The following is a 19662-nucleotide window of genomic DNA, read 5'->3' as shown; positions in this document are numbered from 1 at the left end:
GCGGCCGGCCGCGGCGAACGGCTGCGCCCGCTCACCGACACCTGCCCCAAGCCGCTGCTGCCGGTGGGCGGGCGACCCCTGATCGAGTGGCACCTGCAGCGGCTGGCCGCGGCCGGCGTGCACGAGGTGGTGGTCAACAACGCGCATCTTGGCCAGCAGATCGAACAGGCGCTGGGCGACGGCACACGCTGGGGCCTGCGCATCCGCCACAGCCCCGAGGGCACGGCGCTCGAAACCGCCGGGGGCATCGCCCACGCGCTGCCCCTGCTCGGCCACGAGCCCTTCCTGGTGGTCAATGGCGACGTCTTCACCGACTTCGACTTCGGCCGGGCCGTCACCATCGCGGCACAGATGCAGGCGGGCGCGCTCCTGGCCTGGTGCGTGCTGGTCGACAACCCGGCCGAGCATCCCGAAGGCGACTTCAGCCTGCAGGACGGCCGCCTGCGGCACCGTGCCGGCGCGAGCCTCACCTTCAGCGGCATCGCGGTGTACCGGCCCGAGGTGTTCTCGGCGCTCGCGCCTGGCCAGCGGCAGCGGCTGCGGCCGATCCTCGACGCCCTGATCGACGCCGGCAGGATCGGCGCCGAGCATCACGCCGGGCAGTGGGTCGATGTGGGCACGCCGCAGCGTCTGGCCAGCCTTGATGCGCAGTGCCACGCACGCTCGGACCGAAACGCCGATGCTGCGGCGCGAATTTCTTGGCCCCGGTGAATTTGGCTAGAATCGCCATCCCTTGAAGCGACGGGGCGCCGGCGACAGCCGGTTCACCGAACCCACGGAGCCCGCACCCCGCCATGCAACTCGGTCCCTACACGCTGCCGAACCCCGTGTTCGTCGCGCCGATGGCCGGGGTCACCGATCGCCCCTTCCGGCGCCTTTGCCGCGAACTCGGCGCGGGCTATGCGGTGTCCGAGATGGCCGCCTCCGATCCGCGCCTGCGCGACAGCGTCAAGACGCAGCGGCGCACCGATCACGCCGGCGAGGCCGAACCGCGCGCCGTGCAGATCGCCGGGGCCGACCCCGCCTTCATGGCGCAGGCCGCGCGCTACAACGTCGAGCGCGGCGCCCAGGTGATCGACATCAACATGGGTTGTCCGGCACGCAAGGTGTGCCAGGTGATGGCCGGCTCGGCCCTGATGGCCGACGAACCCCTCGCGCTGGCCATCGTTGCTGCGGTGGTGGCCGCCGTGCCGGTGCCGGTCACCGTCAAGATGCGCACCGGCCCCCACCCCGGGCGGCGCAATGCGCCGCTGCTCGCCCGCCGCCTTGAAGACCTCGGCGTGGCCATGATCACCATCCACGGCAGAACCCGCGCCTGCGGCTATGCCGGCCAGGCCGAGTACGACACCATCGCGGCCATCCGTCAGGCGGTGCGCATCCCGCTGGTGGCCAACGGCGACATCACCACGCCGCAGCGCGCGCGCGAGGTCCTGCGCGCCACCGGCGCCGACGCGGTGATGATCGGCCGGGCTGCGCAGGGCCGACCCTGGATCTTCCGCGAGATCGCCCACTACCTCGCCACCGGCAATCTGCTGCCGCCTCCCGGCCGCGCCGAGATCCGTGAGCGGCTCCTGGGCCATCTCGTGGAGCACTACGCGTTCTACGGCGAGCACACCGGCGTGCGCACCGCGCGCAAGCATGTCGGCTGGTACCTCGCCGGCATGCCGGGCTGGGCGCAGCGCCGGGCCGACTTCAACGCGCTGGAGCAGCCCCGGGCGCAGCTCGCCGCGCTCGATGCATTCCTGAGCGAGCCGCCATCACGGCTCGACAACCCGGAGCCCGGGTCGGCCGCCGTGCCGGCCGAGGCCACCCTGGAGATGGCATGACCCGGCAGCAATCCATCGACGAAGCGGTCACCCGCAGTCTGGAGAAGTACTTCCGCGACCTCGAGGGCACGCCGGCCGGGGCCATCTACGACATGGTCATCCGGGCCGCCGAACGGCCCATGCTCGAGGTGGTGATGCGCCAGGCCCAGGGCAACCAGATGCGCGCCAGCGAGATGCTCGGCATCAACCGCAACACGCTGCGCAAGAAACTCCAGCTGCACGGCATGCTATGAATCATCAGGTGAAGCGGGCGCTGATCAGCGTCTCAGACAAGACCGGCATCGTCGAGTTCGCCCGCGCGCTGTCCGCGCTGGGCGTCCAGATACTCTCCACCGGCGGCACTGCGGCCCTGCTCGCCCGCGAAGGCATCGCGGTGACCGAGGTCTCGGCGCATACCGGCTTTCCAGAGATGCTCGACGGCCGGGTCAAGACCCTGCACCCGCGGGTGCATGGCGGCCTGCTTGCCCGACGCGATCTGCCCGAGCACATGGCGGCGCTGCGCGAGCACGACATCCCCACCATCGACCTGCTCGCGGTCAACCTCTATCCCTTCGAGCAGACCGTGGCGCGGCCCGACTGCAGCCTCGAGGACGCGATCGAGAACATCGACATCGGCGGTCCGGCCATGTTGCGGGCAGCGGCCAAGAACCATGGTGGGGTCGCGGTGCTGGTCGATCCGGCCGATTACGCCGACACGCTCGCGCAGATCGGTCTGCATGGCGGGGTCGACGAGGCCACCCGCCTGCGGCTGGCCCGCAAGGTCTTCGCGCACACCGCCCGCTATGACGGCGCGATCGCCAACTGGCTGAGCGCCCGCCAGGCCGATGGCAGCCAGGCCGCGCACCCGGAGGTCTTCACCCAGCAGTGGGTGATGCGCCAGCCGCTGCGCTACGGCGAGAACCCCCACCAGAGCGCCGCCTTCTATCAGGACGCGCAGCCGGTCGAGGGCGGTCTGGCCAGCTACCGGCAGCTGCAGGGCAAGGAGCTGTCCTACAACAACATCGCCGATGCCGATGCCGCCTGGGAGTGCGTCAAGCAGTTCCCCGAGCCGGCCTGCGTGATCGTCAAGCACGCCAACCCCTGCGGTGTTGCGCTGGGCGCCGATTGCCTCGAGGCCTACCGCAAGGCCTTCGAGACCGACCCCACCTCGGCCTTCGGCGGCATCATCGCCTTCAACCGGCCGCTCGACGCCGCCACCGCGCAGCAGGTGGCCGGCCAGTTCGTCGAGGTGCTGATCGCGCCCGGTTTCGACGAGGCGGCCCGCGCGGTTTTCGCCACCAAGCAGAATGTGCGGGTGCTCGAGATCCCGATCGCCCGCGAGACCAACCGGTTCGACCTCAAACGGGTGGGTGGCGGCCTGCTGGTGCAGTCGCCCGACGAGCACCGGCTCGCCCTGTCCGACCTGCGGGTGGTGACCCGTCTTGCACCCAACGCGCAGCAACTGCAGGACCTGCTCTTCGCCTGGCGGGTGGCGCAGTATGTGAAGTCCAATGCGATCGTGTTCTGCGCCAACGGGCGCACCGTGGGCGTGGGCGCGGGTCAGATGAGCCGCATCGACTCCGCCCGCATCGCCGCCATCAAGGCCGGCCATGCCCGGCTCTCGCTGGTCGGCTCGGCAGTGGCCTCTGATGCCTTTTTCCCCTTCCGCGACGGGCTCGATGTGGTGGTCGATGCTGGCGCGGTGTGCATCATCCAGCCGGGCGGCTCGATGCGCGACAACGAGGTGATCGCCGCCGCCGACGAACTCGGCGTGGCCATGGTGTTCACCGGCGTGCGCCACTTCCGCCACTGAGCCCCGCCGCGTCCATGGCCGTGTCGTGAGAGTGCTCGGGGTCGATCCCGGCCTGCGGCTCACGGGCTTCGGCGTGATCGACGCGCATCCCGGCGGCCTGCGCTATGTGGCCAGCGGGGTCATCCGGGTGGGCGCGGGCGCCCTGCCGCCTCGGCTGGGCATCATCCACAACGGCCTGCGCGAGGTGCTTGCCCAGTACCAGCCTAGCGTGGCGGTGGTGGAGATCGTGTTCGTCAATGTCAACCCGCAGTCCACGCTGCTGCTCGGGCAGGCCCGCGGCGCGGCCGTGGCCGCCCTGGTCAGCGCCGGGCTGCCGGTGCACGAGTACACCGCGCTGCAGGTCAAGCAGGCCGTGGCCGGCAGCGGTCGGGCCGGCAAGCCGCAGGTGCAGGCCATGGTGCAGCGTCTGCTCGCCCTGCCCGGCACGCCCTCACCCGATGCGGCCGATGCCCTGGCCTGCGCGATCTGCCATGCCCACGCCGCGACCATGACCGCAGCCGCGGCCGCCCACCTCGGCACCACCGGCCGGCGCGCCGGCGGCGGCATCCGCCGCGGCCGCATGCGCTGACCGGCATCCTCCGGAGACACCTGCCATGTCCGACACCCCGACCGCGCCGCCGCGCTATCTCGGCGACCATGCGCGCCTGCATCCCGACAAGCCGGCGCTGATCAATGGCAGCACCGGCGCGGTGGTCAGCTACCGCGAACTCGACGAGCGCTCCAACCGCCTGGCCCAGTGCCTGCACGCCGCAGGCCTGCGGCGCGGCGACCGGATCGCGATCGTCATGGAGAACAACCTGCGCTACCTCGAGGTGTGCTGGGCGGCGCTGCGCTCGGGCCTGCTGATCGCGCCGGTCAACCGCTACCTGACCGCCGACGAGGCCGCCTACATCATCAACGACAGCCAGGCGCGCGCCGTGGTGAGCTCGCTCGCCATGCGCGAGCTCGCCGCGGGCCTGGACAAGCGCATGCCGGGCTGCCCGCTGCGCCTCATGGTGGACGGCGTGATCCCCGGCTGGGAGCCCTATGAGCCGGCGATCGCGGCGCATCGCGCCGAACGCCTGGCCGACGAGTGGATGGGCGCGACCATGTTCTACAGCTCGGGCACCACCGGCCGGCCCAAGGGCATCATCCGCGCCCAGCAGGGCGGGCGGGTCACCGAGGGCCTGAACGCGGCACGGCTGCGCCAGCTCGCCGGCTACGGGCTGTCGGCCGACACGGTGTACCTGTCGCCGGCGCCGCTCTACCACGCCGCGCCGCTGGGCTACTGCCAGTCGGTGCAGTTCCTGGGCGGCACCGTGGTCATGATGGAGCGCTTCGATCCGCAACAGGCGCTGGCGCTGATCGAGCGCCACCGCGTCACCCACAGCCAGTGGGTGCCGACCATGTTCGTGCGCATGCTCAAGCTCGACGAGGCGCAGCGGCGCGCCCACGACCTCTCCAGCCACCGGGTGGCCATCCATGCCGCCGCGCCCTGCCCGGTGGATGTGAAGCGCCAGATGATCGACTGGTGGGGCCCGATCATCGAGGAGTACTACGGTGCCAGCGAAGGCAACGGCGTGACCGCGATCAGCAGCACCGAGTGGCTGGCGCACCCCGGCTCGGTGGGCAAGGCCATCCTGGGCACCCTGCGGATCTGCGACGAGACCGGGCGCGAGCTGCCGCCCGGCGAGGCCGGCCTGGTCTACTTCGAGCGCGACGAGGTGCCCTTCGCGTACCACCAGTCGCCCGAGGCCACGCGCGCCGCGGCCCACCCGGTGCATCCCACCTGGACCACGGTGGGCGACATCGGCTATGCCGACGGCGAGGGCTATCTCTACCTCACCGACCGCAGCGCCTTCATGATCATCTCGGGCGGGGTCAACATCTACCCGCAGGCGATCGAGAACGCGCTGGTGATGCACCCGGCGGTGGCCGATGTGGCGGTGATCGGTGTGCCCGACCCCGAGATGGGCGAGGCAGTCAAGGCGATCATCGAGCCGGCGCCCGGGGTGCGCGCCAGCGAGGCGCTCGCCCAGGAACTGCTCGCCTTCACCCGTGAGCGGGTGGCGCGCTACATGGTGCCGCGCTCCATCGACTTCATCGATGCCATGCCGCGGCTGCCCACCGGCAAGCTCTACAAGCGGCTGCTCAAGGACCGCTATCGCGAGCAGGCGGCCGGTGCAGGCCCGGCGAACGCGGGCGCCGCGTCGCCAGACGCCGCGGTGGCGGGCGCGCCCGCCCCGTCGGCCGACCCTGGCCCGCCGGGGCCGCTGGTGTAAGCTAGCCGCAATGATCGGCCGTCTGTCCGGAACCCTGCTCGAGAAGTCCCCGCCCACCGTGCTGATCGATGTCGGCGGCGTGGGCTACGAGGTCGACGTGCCGATGAGCACCTTCTACGACCTGCCCGGCCTGGGCCAGCCCGTGGTGCTGCTCATCCACCCGGTGGTGCGCGAGGACGCGCACCTGCTCTACGGCTTTCTCACCACCGCAGAACGCGACGCCTTCCGCCAGCTGGTGCGCATCAGTGGCGTGGGGCCGCGCACCGCGCTGTCGGTGCTCTCGGGCCTGTCGGTGGCCGAGCTCGCCCAGGCAGTCGCCCTGCAGGAAAGCGCGCGACTCACCCGCGTGCCGGGCATCGGCAAGAAGACCGCCGAGCGCCTGATGCTCGAGCTCAAGGGACGGCTCGCGCCGGAGCTCGCGCAGGCCGGCCAGACCGACGGTGGCGCCGCGACCGGCAACACCGATGTGCTGCGCGCGCTGCTGGCGCTGGGCTACTCCGAGCGCGAGGCCGCCGCCGCCGTGCGCTCGCTGCCGGCGACGGTGGGTGTCTCGGAGGGCATCCGTCAGGCGCTGCGACTGCTGGCCAAGCCATGATCGAGCACGACCGCCTGATCAGCGCCACGCCCGCCTCGCCCAACGAGGAGGTGGTCGAGCGGGCGCTGCGGCCGCGCCGGCTGCACGACTACATCGGCCAGCAGCGCATCCGCGAGCAGCTCGAGATCTTCATCACCGCGGCGCGGCGCCGCGCCGAGCCGCTGGATCACCTGCTGCTGTTCGGGCCGCCCGGCCTGGGCAAGACCACCCTGGCGCACATCGTGGCCGAGGAGATGGGCGTCAAGCTGCGCCAGACCAGCGGCCCGGTGCTCGAGCGCCCGGGCGACCTGGCCGCGCTGCTGACCAACCTCGAGCGCCACGACGTGCTGTTCATCGACGAGATCCATCGGCTCTCGCCGGTGGTCGAGGAGATCCTGTACCCGGCCCTCGAGGACTACCAGATCGACATCATGATCGGCGAGGGTCCGGCGGCGCGCTCGATCAAGCTCGACATCGCGCCCTTCACCCTGGTGGGCGCCACCACCCGCGCCGGCATGCTGACCAATCCGTTGCGCGACCGCTTCGGCATCGTCGCCCGGCTGGAGTTCTACACCGCCGACGAGCTCGCCGCGATCGTCACCCGCTCGGCGCGCCTGCTCGAGGCCCGCGCCGATGCCCCGGGTGCGGCCGAGATCGCGCGCCGCTCGCGCGGCACGCCGCGCATCGCCAACCGGCTGCTGCGCCGGGTGCGCGACTACGCCGAGGTGAAGTCCAGCGGCCTGATCGACCTGCCCACCGCCGATGCCGCGCTGCGCATGCTCGAGGTCGACAGCGCCGGCTTCGACCTCATGGACCGCAAACTGCTGCAGGCGGTCATCGAGCGCTTCGATGGCGGGCCGGTGGGCGTGGACAATCTCGCCGCCGCCATCGGCGAGGAACGCGAGACCATCGAGGATGTGCTCGAGCCCTTCCTGATCCAGCAGGGATTCCTGCAGCGCACGCCACGCGGCCGGATCGCCACGGCCGCGGCCTATCGCCACTTCGGCGTCGCCGCGCCGCGCCAGGGCGCCTCGCACGGCCTGTGGGACACCCCGCCGGGCAGCACGGGCTGAACCATGGCGGGCCCGATCCCGAGGAGTTCGTCTGGCGCCTGGCCCGGGCCACGCCGCGGCTGTGGGTCACGCAGCTCATCATCGGCCTGAATGTCGGGGTCTGGCTGCTCAACCTGCTCGGCGGTGTCTCGCCGATGTCGCCCGATGCCCGCTCGCTGCTGGCCTGGGGCGGCAACTTCCTGCCCTTCACGCTCGAGCAGCCCTGGCGACTGTTCACCTGCACCCTGCTGCACGGCGGCATCGTGCATCTCGCCTTCAACATGTGGGCGCTGTGGGATACCGGCCGCGTGGCCGAGCGCTTCTACGGCAACGCCCAGTTCCTGATGATCTACCTCGGCGCCGGGCTGATCGGCTCGCTCGCCAGCCTGTTCTTCGCCGCCAGCCGCTCGGTGTCGGTGGGCGCCTCGGGTGCCATCTTCGGGGTGGTCGGCGCGCTGCTCTCGGCGCTCTTCACCAAGCATCACAAGCTGCCGGCCGAGCTGGTGAAGTCGATGCGCTCGTCGATGCTGATCTTCGTGGGCTACTCGCTGGTGATGGGCGTGGTTTCGGGCCATATCGACAACGCGGCGCACATCGGCGGCCTGCTCGGCGGCTTCGGCATGGCGGTGGTGATGGCCGAGCGCTTCGACTGGGAGGAGTTCCACCGGGCCGGCCTGGTGCGGGCCATGCTCTCGGCGGCCGGCGCGGGTGCCGTCATGATCATCCTCTGGAAGATGCTGCCCACCGGGGCGGCCTGAGCCGGCATGGCCATCACCGCACCACCGGGCGAGGCCGCGTTCGAGTCGCGGCTGCGGGTCTACTACGAAGACACCGATGCCGGCGGCATCGTCTACCATGCCAACTGGCTGCGCTACTTCGAGCGCGTGCGCACCGACTGGCTGCGCTCGCTGGGCGCGGTGCACCGCGAGCTCGCGCAACGCGACGGCGTGCTGCTGGTGGTACGAGACATGCACATCGACTACCGGCTGCCGGCCGCGCTCGATGACGAGCTGCGGGTCGATGTCGGCCTGCTCGAGGCGCGCCGCGCCAGCCTGCGGCTGCGCCAGTCGGCCTGGTCGGTGCCCGATGGCCGGCTGCTGGTGCAGGCCGAGCTGCGGGTGGCCGCCATCGATGCCCGACACCACCGCGCGGCCGGGCTGCCGCGATGGCTGCTGGCCCGGCTGGCAAGCCCGCCGAACACCGCCCTTCCCCGACAAGGCCCCTGACGATGAAGTCCGATCTCTCGATCCTGTCGCTGGTGCTCAATGCCAGCCTGCTGGTGCAGCTGGTCATGCTGCTGCTGCTGTCGATCTCGCTCGCCTCCTGGACGACCATCTTCCGCAAGTGGCTGCACATCCGCCGCTCCCGCAAGGAGACCGAGCAGTTCGAGACCGATTTCTGGCGGGATCGCGACCTCACCACGCTCTATCAGCAGGTGCGCGACGCGCGACGCGAGCACGGCCCGCTGGCGCGCATCTTCGAGTCGGGCATGGCCGAGTTCCTGAAGAATCGCCAGCAGAAGGCGGTCGACAGCCATGCCACGCTCGATGGTGCGCGCCGCTCGATGCGCGCCGCCTATCAGCGCGAGATGGACCGCCTCGAGGCGGGCATCGCCTTTCTTGCCTCGGCCGGCTCGGTCAGCCCCTACATCGGCCTGTTCGGCACGGTGTGGGGCATCATGAACGCATTCCGCGGACTGTCCAATGTGCAGCAGGCCACGCTGGCGGCGGTGGCCCCGGGCATCGCCGAGGCGCTGGTGGCCACCGCCATCGGCCTGTTCGCGGCGATCCCGGCGGTGGTGGCCTACAACCGCTTCAGCCATGACATCGACCGCCTCTCCACCCGCTTCGACACCTTCGTCGATGAATTCCTGAACATCCTGCAGCGGCAGGCCCGATAGCCGGAGCATCGTCATGCCCACCCTGCCATCGCGTGGACGCGGCCGGGGCCGCCGGCTGGTCAACGAGATCAACGTGGTGCCCTACATCGATGTGATGCTGGTGCTGCTGGTGATCTTCATGGTCACCGCCCCCATGCTGCCGCCGGCGGCCATCGACCTGCCCAGCGCCGGGCGCGGCCAGCAGAAGGCCGAGCCCTACATCGAGGCGCGACTGGGCAAGGATGGCCGCATCGCGCTGATCACCATGAACGCCGGTGAATCGCAGCGCGCCGAGGCCGGTGCCCGCGACTTCATCGCCCAGGCCCGGCGCCTGGGCGCAGGCGCCGCCGGCAGCGGCCTGCCGGTGGTGGTGGCCGCCGACAAGGAACGGCCCTACGGCGAGGTGGTCGGCCTGCTCGACGCCCTGCAGCGCGCGAACATCCGTGCCGCACTGATGGTCAAGCCCGCGCCATGAGCGCCACGCTGCGCGACCCGATGAGTGCCGCCGCCCTGCGGCCGCCGGGTGCGCGGCCAGCCGAGAAGGCCGTGGCCCTGGCCATGGCGCTGGGCATGCACGCACTGCTCGCGGTGATGCTGCTGCTTGGCCTGAAGTGGCAGGCCCACGCCCCGGTGGCGGCCCAGGCCGAGCTCTGGATGCCGCCGCCGACGGTCGCCGAGCCGCCGCCCGCGCCGCTGCCCGCCCCGTTGCCTGTGGCGCCTGCGCCAGCACCGCGCACCGAGCCGGCCCTGCCCAAGGTCGACATCGCCCTCGAGCAGCAGCGCCGCGAGCGCGAGCGCCAGGAGCAGGAGCGCGCCGCGAAGGCACGAGCCGACCGGGAGCGCGCCGAGCGCGAGGAGCAGGCCAGGCAGAAGGCCCAGGCGCAGGCGCGCAAGCTCGCCGATGAGCGCAAGGCGGCCGACGAGCGCAAGGCCCAGGAAACGAAGAAGGCAGCCCAGGCCCAGGCGAGGCAGGAGGCCCAGGCCCGGCAGGAAGCCCAGGCCGCCGACCGCAGCCGCGACGAGTACCTCAAGCGCCTGATCGATCAGGCGGGCCGCCCCGGCGCGGCGATCGGTGCCGAGACCGGTGGCGCCAGCGGCGCGGCCCTGGGCACCTGGGGTGGCAAGGTCTCCTCCCTGATCCGCAGCAACACGGTCTTCCAGATCCCGGCCGAGCTGCGCGGCAATCCCCGGGCCGAGTTCGCGGTCTCGGTCATGCCCGACGGCAGCATCGTGGGCGTGCGCCTGACCCGCTCCAGCGGCGTGCCGGCCTGGGATCAGGCCGCCGAGCGCGCCATCCGTCGCTCCGATCCGCTCCCGCGCCCACCGCCCGGTGCGCCTCGCGAACTCGCGATCGCCCACGGCCCGCGCGATGACTGAGCCCCTACGCGATGATCTGGGCGCGGCGCGATGATCTGGGCGCGGCGCGATGATCGATCCGCGGGCACGATCTCCGGGCCCGGGCTTGCTGCGTCGACCCCTGGCGCGCTGCACACGGAGCGGCGCACTGCGCTGGCTATAATCACCTGATGAACCCCGCGACCGAGCCCTTCGCGCCGCCCCCCCGCGCAGACCGCCGCCGCGCGCTCGCCGCCGGCCTCGCGCTTGCGGCCGGTCAGCCACTCGCCCGTGCGCAGATGCGCATTGATGTCTCCGGCATCGGCGCCACCCAGTACCCGATCAGCATCGCCCGTTTCCCGGCAGAAGGCCGAGTGCCGCTGGATGTGGCGGCAGTGGTGCGTGCCGACCTCGCCCGCAGCGGCGCCTTCCGTCTGGTCGACACCGCGGCCGCGCTGTCCGAGACCGGTAACCCAGATTTCGGCGATCTGCGCGGCAAGGGTGCCGACGCGGTCGCCGGCGGCTCGGTCACGCGCCTGGCCGATGGCCGCTACGACATCCGGTTTCGTCTGCATGATGTCGTGCGCGCCAACCCGCTCGGGGGTGAAGCCTTCGTCGCCACCGAGGCCGACCTGCGCTACGCCGGCCACCGCATCGCCGACTGGATCCACGAAAAGCTCACCGGCGAACGCGGCATCTTCGCCACCCGCATCGTGTTCGTTTCCCGCAGCGCAGGTCGCTACCGGCTCGATGTCGCCGACTGGGACGGCGAGAACATCGTCTCGCCGCTGCGCTCCGGCGAGCCGGTGATGTCGCCGGCCTGGTCACCCGACGGCAAGCGGCTCGCCTATGTCTCCTTCGAGAGCGGCAAACCGGTCGTCTATGTGCACACCCTGGCAAGCGGCCAGCGACAGGCGGTGGCCAACTTCCGCGGCAGCAACAGCGCACCGGCCTGGTCGCCCGATGGCCGCACGCTGGCGGTCACGCTCACCCGCGAAGGCCTGTCGCAGGTCTTCCTGCTCAATGCCGATGGCAGCGGCAGCCCGCGCCGGCTGACCACGTCGGCCGGCATCGACACCGAACCCGCCTTCTCACCCGATGGTCGAGGCCTGTACTTCACCTCCGACCGGGGCGGCTCGCCGCAGATCTACCGCATGCCGATCGATGGCGGCGAGGCCACGCGCATCACCTTCAGCGCGCCCTACACGGTCTCGGCGCGGCCCAGCCCCGACGGCCGCTCGCTCGCCTACATCAGCCGTCGCGAGGGCCGCTACCTGGTCACGCTGCGCAACCTTGCGAGCGGCACCGAGCAGATGCTTTCCGATGGCGGTCGTGAGGAATCCCCCAGCTTTGCCCCGAACGGCCGCTGGATCCTCTTCGCCACCCAGGCCGGCGGCCGCGACTCGCTCATGGCGGTCACGGTCGACGGTCGCGTCAAGCAGCGCCTGAGTTCCAGCCTCGGCGACATCCGCGAGCCAAGCTGGGGCCCCTTCACCCAATAGCCCGCGCACGGGCCGTCTACCGGAGGTCGTCCATGATCACCCCGCTCAGTCGTCTGCTCGCTGCAGCCGCGCTCGCCGCGCTTGCCGCCTGCTCCAGCGTCAAGCTCGACGAGGCCGGCAGCGGTGCGCCGGTCGAGAACCGCAGCGCCGACGGCAGCGCCAGCACCCCTGCGGGCGGCACCAGTCCGGGCACCGCCGATGTCGGCGCAACGCCCGGCGCGCGCGCGGTCACGCCCATCGAGGTCGGCCGCAAGGATCCGCTCGACGATCCGGCCGGTCAGCTCGCCCGGCGCAGCATCTACTTCGACTTCGACCAGTACACCATCAAGGACGAGCACAAGGCCACCCTCGAGGCGCATGCCCGCTACCTCATCGCCAACCGCGGTCGCAAGGTGGTCATCCAGGGCAACACCGACGAGCGCGGCAGCCGCGAATACAACCTCGCGCTCGGCCAGAAGCGTGCCGAGGCGGTGCGCAAGGCGCTGGTTGCCATTGGCGTGCCCGATGGTCAGCTCGAGGCCGTCAGCCTCGGCGAAGAGAAGCCGCGCGCCACGGGCACCGATGACGCCGCCATGGCCGAGAACCGTCGCGCCGACCTGGCCTATCAGTGATGCGCGCCACCGCCCTCGCCCTATCCGGCCGTGCCACCGGTCTGCCGCAGCCCGCATCGGCACTGCCCGACCGTGGCGCCGGCCTGCCGTGGCTGGCAGCCCTGGTCGGCGCCGCGGTGCTCGCCCTGGCCAGCGCCCCGGCCCACGCGCTCTTCGGCGACGACGAGGCCCGGCGCGCCATCATCGACCTGCGCTCGCGCGTGGAGCTCCAGTCACGCGACTTCAACGCGCGCCTCACCGAGCTCAACAACCAGATCAACACCCAGTTCACCGCCCGACTCGACGCGCTCACGCAGCGCCTGGACCGGCTCGAGCAGAGCGCGCGCGGCCAGCTCGAGCTGCAGAACCAGATCGAGCAGCTGCGCCAGGAAACGGCGCGGCTGCGAGGCCAGCTCGAGGTGCAGACCAACGAGCTCGCCCAGACCCAGCGTCGGCAGAAGGACGCCATGGCCGAGATCGACGCGCGGGTGAAGCCCTTCGAGCCGGTGAGCGTCCAGATCGATGGCAAGACCGCGACCGTCGAGCCCGAGGAGCGCCGCAGCTACGAAGCGGCGATGACCGCGCTGCGCGCCGGCGATTTCGCCACCGCCCAGGCCGGCTTCAGCGCGCTGCGGCTGCGCTGGCCGGCGAGCGCCTACGGCGCAGGGGCGCTCTACTGGACCGGCAATGCCCAGTACGCCCAGAAGGACTGCAAGGCCGCCATGAGCTCACAGCAGCAGTTCATCACCCGCCATGCCGATCACCCCAAGGTGCCCGATGCGCTGCTCACCATCGGCCTGTGCCAGGTCGAGACCGGTGACAAGCGGGGCGCGCGCAAGACCCTGGAGTCGGTGATCGAGAAGCACGCCGGCACGCCGGCCGCGGCCCAGGCGAAGGAACGCCTGGCCACCCTCAAGTAGGCCCCCGGAACCATGCAGGATCCCGACATCGCCGGCATGCAGGCCACCGTCATCGCCGCCACCTTCGCGGTGTGCGTGATGCTGGGCGCGCTGATGCAACGCAGCAACTTCTGCACGATGGGCGCCATCGCCGACATCGTGAACATGGGCGACTGGACCCGCATGCGGATGTGGCTGGGCGCCATCGGCGTGGCCATCGCCGGCACGCAGACCCTGGCCTGGGCCGGCCTGATCGACACCGGCAAGAGCTTCTACACCGCGCCCACGCTCACCTGGCTGTCCCACCTCGTCGGCGGGCTGATGTTCGGCTTCGGCATGGTGCTGGCCTCGGGCTGCGGCAGCAAGACCGTGCTGCGCATCGGCGGGGGCTCGCTGAAGAGCCTGGTGGTGTTTCTGGTGATGGGGCTGTTCGCCTACATGACCATGCGCGGCGTGTTCGGCGTGTTCCGTGCAGGCGTGCTCGACAAGGCGGCGCTTGATCTGAGCCACGGCCAGGATCTCCCCCGGCTGCTGGCCGGTGGCGATGCGGCCGCGCTGCCCGGCCTGCGGCTGGGCCTGGGTCTGGGCCTGGGCGCGGCGCTGCTTGCCTTCGCCCTGGCCGGTCGCGACTTCCGCCGTGGCGAGCCGATCATCGGCGCGCTCGGCGCCGGCCTGGCGGTGGTGGCGGTGTGGGCGATCAGCGGCATGCTCGGCTATGTCGCTGAAGCCCCCGACACCCTCGAGGAAAAGTTCCTCGGCACCAACTCGGGACGACTGGAGTCCCTGAGCTTCGTGGCACCGGTTGCCTACACGCTCGAACTCGTCATGCTCTGGAGCGATCGCAGCCGGGTGCTCACCCTGGGCATCGTGGCCGTGCTCGGTCTGTTCGCCGGCTCGCTCCTGCATGCCCTGCTCAGCCGACAGTTTCGCTGGGAGGGCTTCCACGGCACCGAAGACACCGCCAATCACCTCGTGGGCGGGGCCCTCATGGGCGTGGGCGGCGTGACCGCGCTGGGCTGCACCGTCGGCCAGGGCCTGTCAGGCATCTCCACCCTGGCGGTGGGCTCGATGCTCACGCTGGCTGCCATCATGGCCGGCGGCTGGGCGGGGCTTAAATACCAGATGTGGCGCGTCGAACGCATGCCGTGAGCCATACGGTTTGACCGGGCATTCGGGAAATTGTAGAATCTAAGGCTTCGGGTCGTTAGCTCAGCTGGTAGAGCAGCGGACTTTTAATCCGTTGGTCGCTGGTTCGAATCCAGCACGGCCTACCAACATCACGCGGCGCCATCCTGCGCGCCGCCGCCACACAGCCTCCAGAGGCGCACCACCGATCGGTGCACCACCGACCGCACGCTGCTGCGGTCAGCGTCGCAGACGCCTGCGACCGGGGCGGTCAGACACAACGTGGTCAGCGGCAAGGCGGTCAGCAGCAAGGCGGTCAACAGCCAAGGCGGTCAACAGCCAAGGGGCCAGCCCGGCCGCCTTTTCCCTTGGCGGTGACACACCTCAACGCCTGGTCGCTGACCACGCTGTCAGGATCCCCGATCTGCCACGCCCAACGCCGGTTCGGTCGCCGCACGGTGTTGACCGCGAGCGCAGACGAACCGGAGGCCATGCGTGTGTCCAACCTGATGAACAAGCCCGACGCGGCCATCGCGGATGCCCGCCCCACCCGTGACGCCGACACCGGGAACAGCCCCGCCCGAGGCCGACCCGAAGCGCCGATCCGCGATGGCGCCGCCTTCCTGCGCGGCTTTCTCGCCCGCCCGCTGGAAGTCGCCTCGGTGGCGCCGAGTTCGCGCTTTCTCGAGCAGCAGGTGGTCCGGGCGGCCGACCTTTCCCGGGCCGGCTGCGTGGTCGAACTCGGCCCCGGCACCGGCGGCACCACCCGGGCACTGCTGCGCGGCATGCCGCCCGGGGCGCGGTTGCTGGCCATCGAACTGAACCCCGGGTTCTGCGCCCGGCTGCACCGGCAGATTGCCGACCCCCGGCTCATCGTCCAGGCCGGAAGCGCCGACTCGCTGATCGCGCACCTGGCACAGTCGCACTTGCCGGCACCTGATGTGGTGGTCTCGGGCATTCCGTTCTCGACGATCCCGCCCCAGACCGCAGCACGCATCGCCGACGCCATCGCGTCCTGCCTCGCGCCAGGCGGCCGATTCGTGGCCTATCAGTTTCGACCACGGGTGGCGGATTACCTCAGGCCGCACCTCGGTGCGCCCGAGACGCTCAGGGAGTGGCGCAACCTGCCGCCGATGCAGGTTTTCCGGTGGGTCAAGCCAGGACGCTGAACCACGTCGGCCCCCGGCTTGCGGCCAGGCCTCAGCCCGCCGGTGTCACCGGAGAAAGCCCACCGGAGATCCCGCCCAGCTTGCGGCGTTGCGTCAGGAGGGTGGCCACCTCGTCGGCGGGCATCTCGCCGGCGAACAGACGGCCCTGCAACTCGCGGCAGCCCAGGCCGAGACAGATGCGCGCCTGGGCTTCGGTCTCGACCCCCTCGGCCACCACCTCGATGCCCAGCGCGCGGGCGATCCCCACCAGGGCCGAGCCGATCGCCTGACCCCGGCCGCCGGCCGCGATGTCCGACACGACCGACCGGTCGAGCTTGAGGAAATCCACGTCGAGTTCACGCAGGTGCTGCAGCGAGGACTGACCCGCGCCGAAGTCATCGATCGACACCCGCACCCCGAGCTGCTTGATCTGCCCCACACGGACCAGGAAGTCGGGATCACGCCCCGCCAGCAGAGACTCGTGGAGTTCGATCTCGAGGCAGGCAGCACCGACGCGGCTCTCGCGCAGCACCCTTTGCAGGGACTCGATGAAGCCATCGCGTCGCAACTGCAGGGCCGAGACATTGACCGACATCCGCAGGCCGATCGCGCCGGCGGCATGCCAGGCCGCCAGCTGCCGGCAGGCAGTGCGCAGGACCCACTCGCCGACGAGCGCCATCATGCCGTTCTCCTCGAGCACCGGCAGGAACTGCTCGGGCAGCAGCATGCCGCGCGTGGGCGACTGCCAGCGCAGCAGCGCCTCGACGGCCACCGGTTCGCCGGAGACTGCGTCATGGCGGACCTGGTAGTGCAGCTCGAACTGCCCCTGCTCGAAGCCCCGCTTGAGCTCGACCTCCAGCCGCATGCGATCCATCGCCCGCCGGTTCATGCTCGGCTGGAAGAACGCGTGCGTGCCGCGCCCCGACTCCTTGGCGCTGTACATGGCGTGATCGGCATTGCGCAGGAGTGTCTCGACGGTGTCACCGTCAGCCGGGAAGACCGCGATCCCGATCGATGCGCCGATGCTGATTTCATGCTCGTTCAGACGTACCGAACGCGCGATCGCATTGCGGATGCGCCGCGCGATGACACCGGCGTCCTCGGGAACGGCGATGCTCGGCAGAATGACCGTGAATTCATCACCGCCCATTCGGAACAGCACATCGCTGTCGCGCAGGCAGCCCTGGATGCGCGAGGACGCCTCGCGCAGGAGCCGGTCGCCGCTGTCGTGGCCCAGACTGTCGTTGACGATCTTGAAACGGTCGAGATCGATGAACATCAGCGCCCCGGACTGCCCCGCACGCAAGGACTGCTCGATCGACTCCTGGATGCGCTCCATGAAGTAGGCGCGGTTGGGCAGGCCGGTCAGCGCGTCGTGATAGGCCTCATGGCGCATGCGGGCCTCGCGCTGGGTGCGCTCCTGGTCCTGCCGCGAGATGGTGCGATCGGCCTTGCCGACCACGCCCGAGAGAAAGACATAGAGCAGACCGAGCAGGGCCAGCACCACCCCGGCCACTCGCCACTGGGCCTCGTTCTGCTGGGCCAGCATCTCGGTGACATCGGAATAGACCTCGAACACACCCTCGACCTGATCGGTGCCGGCGGCCATGACGGGGATGTAGGTGGAGATCAGGCTGCGGTTGCTGATGACGCCCTCGAACGCGTCAAAGCGATCCCGGAAGGTGATCAGGCTGGAAACCTCGCCGCGGCGGGCGGCGAGAAAGCCCGCATTGCCGGACTTGTCCTCGCCGATCTGGCGCTCCTCGGTGGAGAAGACGGTGATGCCATCGACGCTGTAGATCTTGACCTTGGCCACCTGAAGGCGGGCCATCCTGTCGAGCACCTCGGCACGCAGCGGCGCCTGCAGGGGATGGGCAAGCAGTTCGTCGCGGCTGCGCCCGGCGGGCGCCAGCACCAGCGCGCGATAGCGCGCCCAGACCTCGGTGGCGAACAGCCGGGTGAGATTGGCATTGGCCCGGTTCTCGTGCCGGACCAGGTTCTCTTCGGTGAGGTCGCGGTAGGTCCAGATCAGGCCGACGGTGACCACCGTGACGCCCAGGAGGCTGGCCAGGGCGAAGTAGCGCATCAGCCGGAATGGCGAGCGGCCGGTTCCCGAGGCTAAAGCCTGAGGGTCGGACCGCACCGACTTCCAGGAGCGACTTGCGAACATGACCGGACAACGGCAGCAAGCCGCGAAACTTGAGGAGCTGTCATGGACTTTATCCCCGGCGGGATGAATGGCGCCAGCCGCTGCCATGGCCATCCGTCGGCTGAGGTTGACCGTCCGGGTAGGATGCCGGTCATCGCGGCGATCGTCCCATGCGGCAAGGGGCTCGCCCTGTGTCGCGGATTCGCGCAATGGACCGACTGCACCCTCTGATCGGCATCCTCATCATGCTGGCCCTGGCCTGGGCGATCGGCGAGCGCCGGCGCGTCGTCGCCTGGCGCCCGGTCTGGGCCGGCCTGGGGCTCGCCCTGGCACTTGCGGCCCTCCTGCGCTGGCTGCCGGGCGTGGGCACCGTGCTGGCGCGGCTGAACGCCGCGCTCGACGCGCTGCAGGCGGCCACCGCTGCCGGCACGGCCATGGTCTTCGGCTACCTTGGCGGCGCACCCCTGCCCTTCCAGCCCTCGGGCACGGGCTCCAGCTTCGTGCTGGCTGCCCAGGCGCTGCCGCTGGTGCTGGTGGTGTCAGCGCTGTCGGCGCTGCTCTTCCACTGGGGGCTGATGGGCCGGCTGGTGGGCGGATTTGCCTGGCTGCTGGAGCGCACGCTGGGCATTGGTGGCGCGGCCGGCATGTCGGCGGCGGCCAATGTCTTCGTCGGCATGGTGGAAGCGCCGGTGGTGGTCCGCCCCTGGCTGGCCGGCATGAGCCGCGGAGAGCTCTTCATCGTGATGAACTGCGGCATGGCCACCGTCGCCGGCACGGTGCTCGTGCTTTATGCCAGCCTGCTCAAGCCGGTGCTGCCCGATGCGCTCGGCCACCTGGTGGCCGCCTCGGTGATCGCCATCCCGGTGGCGATCGCGGTCGCCGCGCTGATGGTGCCCTGCGAGCGAGCCGCCGATCGCTCGCGCCTGAGCCTGCCCCGCGAGGACGACAGCACCATCGGCGCGATAGCCCGCGGCACCAGCGAGGGGCTGCAGCTGCTCCTGAACATCATCGCGATGCTGGTGGTGTTCGTCGCGATGGTGGCGCTGGTCAACGCGGCGCTCGGCCTGCTGCCGGCGGTGGCCGGCGCGCCGCTCAGTGCCGAGCGCATCCTGGGCGTGCTGTTCGCACCGCTGGCCTGGCTCACCGGTGTGCCCTGGGCGGAGGCGGCCACCGCCGGCCAGCTGCTGGGCAAGAAGACCGTGCTCAACGAGTTCCTGGCCTTTGCCGACCTCGCCGCTCTGCCCGCGGACGCCCTGTCGCCACGCAGCCGGCTGCTGATGACCTATGCCCTCGCCGGCTTCGCGAACTTCGGCAGCCTGGGAATCATGGTGGGCGGACTGAGCCCCATGCTGCCAGCGCAGCGCCGGACGGAATTCGGCCGCCTGGCCATGCTCAGCGTGCCGGCAGGCCTGCTCTCCACCTGCATCACCGCCGCGATCGTCGGCATCGTCTTCTGAAGGAAACCATCTTGTCCAACGCCATGCCCTGGGTCGCCGCGATCATCTTCGCACTGGCGATCGCCCACACCTT

At 70.7% G+C, this 19662-nt stretch carries 20 protein-coding genes and 1 tRNA gene; 20 read left to right on the top strand and 1 reads right to left on the bottom strand.

Annotation, left to right across the window (positions count from 1 at the left end; translation table 11 throughout):
* The 19 genes from murU to AC2H6A_RS08955 all read left to right on the top strand — a co-directional run.
* Window positions 1–711: N-acetylmuramate alpha-1-phosphate uridylyltransferase MurU (gene murU, locus AC2H6A_RS09045; protein WP_484272836.1), on the top strand; the 711-nt coding region annotated here is incomplete at its 5' end.
* Between the two features lie 83 nt (window positions 712–794).
* A complete protein-coding gene (dusB, locus tag AC2H6A_RS09040; RefSeq protein WP_484272835.1) occupies window positions 795–1826 on the top strand; it encodes a tRNA dihydrouridine synthase DusB in 1032 nt (343 codons plus the stop codon).
* On the top strand, window positions 1823–2059 hold the full coding sequence (locus AC2H6A_RS09035) for a helix-turn-helix domain-containing protein (protein WP_484272834.1): 237 nt from the start codon (window positions 1823–1825) through the stop codon (window positions 2057–2059). The genes dusB and AC2H6A_RS09035 overlap by 4 nt, the downstream gene beginning before the upstream one ends.
* Window positions 2056–3618: a bifunctional phosphoribosylaminoimidazolecarboxamide formyltransferase/IMP cyclohydrolase gene (purH, locus tag AC2H6A_RS09030; protein ID WP_484272833.1), complete on the top strand. Its 1563-nt coding sequence runs from the start codon at window positions 2056–2058 to the stop codon at window positions 3616–3618. Before AC2H6A_RS09035 ends, purH begins: the two co-directional genes overlap by 4 nt.
* Window positions 3619–3643: 25 nt before the next feature.
* Window positions 3644–4186, top strand: a complete 543-nt coding sequence (ruvC, locus tag AC2H6A_RS09025) for a crossover junction endodeoxyribonuclease RuvC (protein WP_484272832.1) — start codon at window positions 3644–3646, stop codon at window positions 4184–4186.
* Between the two features lie 25 nt (window positions 4187–4211).
* Window positions 4212–5879, top strand: coding sequence for an acyl-CoA synthetase (locus AC2H6A_RS09020; protein WP_484272831.1), 1668 nt, complete (start codon window positions 4212–4214; stop codon window positions 5877–5879).
* Window positions 5880–5889: 10 nt separating this feature from the next.
* Window positions 5890–6474, top strand: a complete 585-nt coding sequence (gene ruvA / locus AC2H6A_RS09015) for a Holliday junction branch migration protein RuvA (protein ID WP_484272830.1) — start codon at window positions 5890–5892, stop codon at window positions 6472–6474.
* Window positions 6471–7526 carry a Holliday junction branch migration DNA helicase RuvB gene (gene ruvB / locus AC2H6A_RS09010; protein WP_484272829.1) on the top strand — a complete coding sequence of 352 codons (1056 nt, stop codon included), beginning with the start codon at window positions 6471–6473 and terminating at the stop codon, window positions 7524–7526. The genes ruvA and ruvB overlap by 4 nt, the downstream gene beginning before the upstream one ends.
* Window positions 7496–8263: a rhomboid family intramembrane serine protease gene (locus AC2H6A_RS09005; RefSeq protein ID WP_484272828.1), complete on the top strand. Its 768-nt coding sequence runs from the start codon at window positions 7496–7498 to the stop codon at window positions 8261–8263. Before ruvB ends, AC2H6A_RS09005 begins: the two co-directional genes overlap by 31 nt.
* Before the next feature lie 6 nt (window positions 8264–8269).
* Entirely contained in the window at window positions 8270–8731 is a 462-nt protein-coding gene (locus tag AC2H6A_RS09000) for a YbgC/FadM family acyl-CoA thioesterase (RefSeq protein WP_484272827.1), read from the top strand.
* Between the two features lie 2 nt (window positions 8732–8733).
* Window positions 8734–9405: a protein TolQ gene (tolQ, locus tag AC2H6A_RS08995; RefSeq protein WP_484272826.1), complete on the top strand. Its 672-nt coding sequence runs from the start codon at window positions 8734–8736 to the stop codon at window positions 9403–9405.
* A 13-nt stretch (window positions 9406–9418) separates the two neighbouring features.
* The gene (locus AC2H6A_RS08990) at window positions 9419–9859 is read left to right on the top strand and encodes a biopolymer transporter ExbD (RefSeq protein ID WP_484272825.1); all 441 of its coding nucleotides are present in this window, start codon (window positions 9419–9421) and stop codon (window positions 9857–9859) included.
* Window positions 9856–10761, top strand: a complete 906-nt coding sequence (locus AC2H6A_RS08985) for an energy transducer TonB (protein WP_484272824.1) — start codon at window positions 9856–9858, stop codon at window positions 10759–10761. The genes AC2H6A_RS08990 and AC2H6A_RS08985 overlap by 4 nt, the downstream gene beginning before the upstream one ends.
* Before the next feature lie 149 nt (window positions 10762–10910).
* Window positions 10911–12221, top strand: a complete 1311-nt coding sequence (tolB, locus tag AC2H6A_RS08980; protein ID WP_484272823.1) for a Tol-Pal system beta propeller repeat protein TolB — start codon at window positions 10911–10913, stop codon at window positions 12219–12221.
* 32 nt (window positions 12222–12253) lie between these two features.
* Entirely contained in the window at window positions 12254–12832 is a 579-nt protein-coding gene (gene pal, locus AC2H6A_RS08975) for a peptidoglycan-associated lipoprotein Pal (RefSeq protein WP_484272822.1), read from the top strand.
* Window positions 12832–13731, top strand: a complete 900-nt coding sequence (ybgF, locus tag AC2H6A_RS08970; RefSeq protein ID WP_484272821.1) for a tol-pal system protein YbgF — start codon at window positions 12832–12834, stop codon at window positions 13729–13731. The genes pal and ybgF overlap by 1 nt, the downstream gene beginning before the upstream one ends.
* Window positions 13732–13743: 12 nt before the next feature.
* The gene (locus AC2H6A_RS08965) at window positions 13744–14859 is read left to right on the top strand and encodes a YeeE/YedE family protein (protein WP_484272820.1); all 1116 of its coding nucleotides are present in this window, start codon (window positions 13744–13746) and stop codon (window positions 14857–14859) included.
* Between the two features lie 49 nt (window positions 14860–14908).
* Window positions 14909–14984, top strand: a tRNA-Lys gene (locus AC2H6A_RS08960).
* A 342-nt stretch (window positions 14985–15326) separates the two neighbouring features.
* Window positions 15327–16004 (top strand): class I SAM-dependent methyltransferase, encoded by a 678-nt coding sequence (locus AC2H6A_RS08955; RefSeq protein WP_484272819.1) that lies wholly within the window; start codon window positions 15327–15329, stop codon window positions 16002–16004.
* 31 nt (window positions 16005–16035) lie between these two features.
* On the opposite strand, the gene AC2H6A_RS08950 is transcribed toward AC2H6A_RS08955, so the two are convergent.
* Window positions 16036–18069 carry a putative bifunctional diguanylate cyclase/phosphodiesterase gene (locus AC2H6A_RS08950; protein ID WP_484272818.1) on the bottom strand — a complete coding sequence of 678 codons (2034 nt, stop codon included), beginning with the start codon at window positions 18067–18069 and terminating at the stop codon, window positions 16036–16038.
* 272 nt (window positions 18070–18341) lie between these two features.
* On the opposite strand from AC2H6A_RS08950, the gene AC2H6A_RS08945 reads away from it, so the two are divergent.
* A complete protein-coding gene (locus AC2H6A_RS08945; protein WP_484272817.1) occupies window positions 18342–19589 on the top strand; it encodes a NupC/NupG family nucleoside CNT transporter in 1248 nt (415 codons plus the stop codon).
* The last annotated feature ends 73 nt before the right edge of the window (window positions 19590–19662 follow it).

The sequence above is a fragment of the Quisquiliibacterium sp. genome, assembly GCF_982640115.1.
The sequence above is the reverse complement of the archived record's forward strand: the minus strand, read 5'-3'. Positions and strand labels throughout refer to the sequence as shown.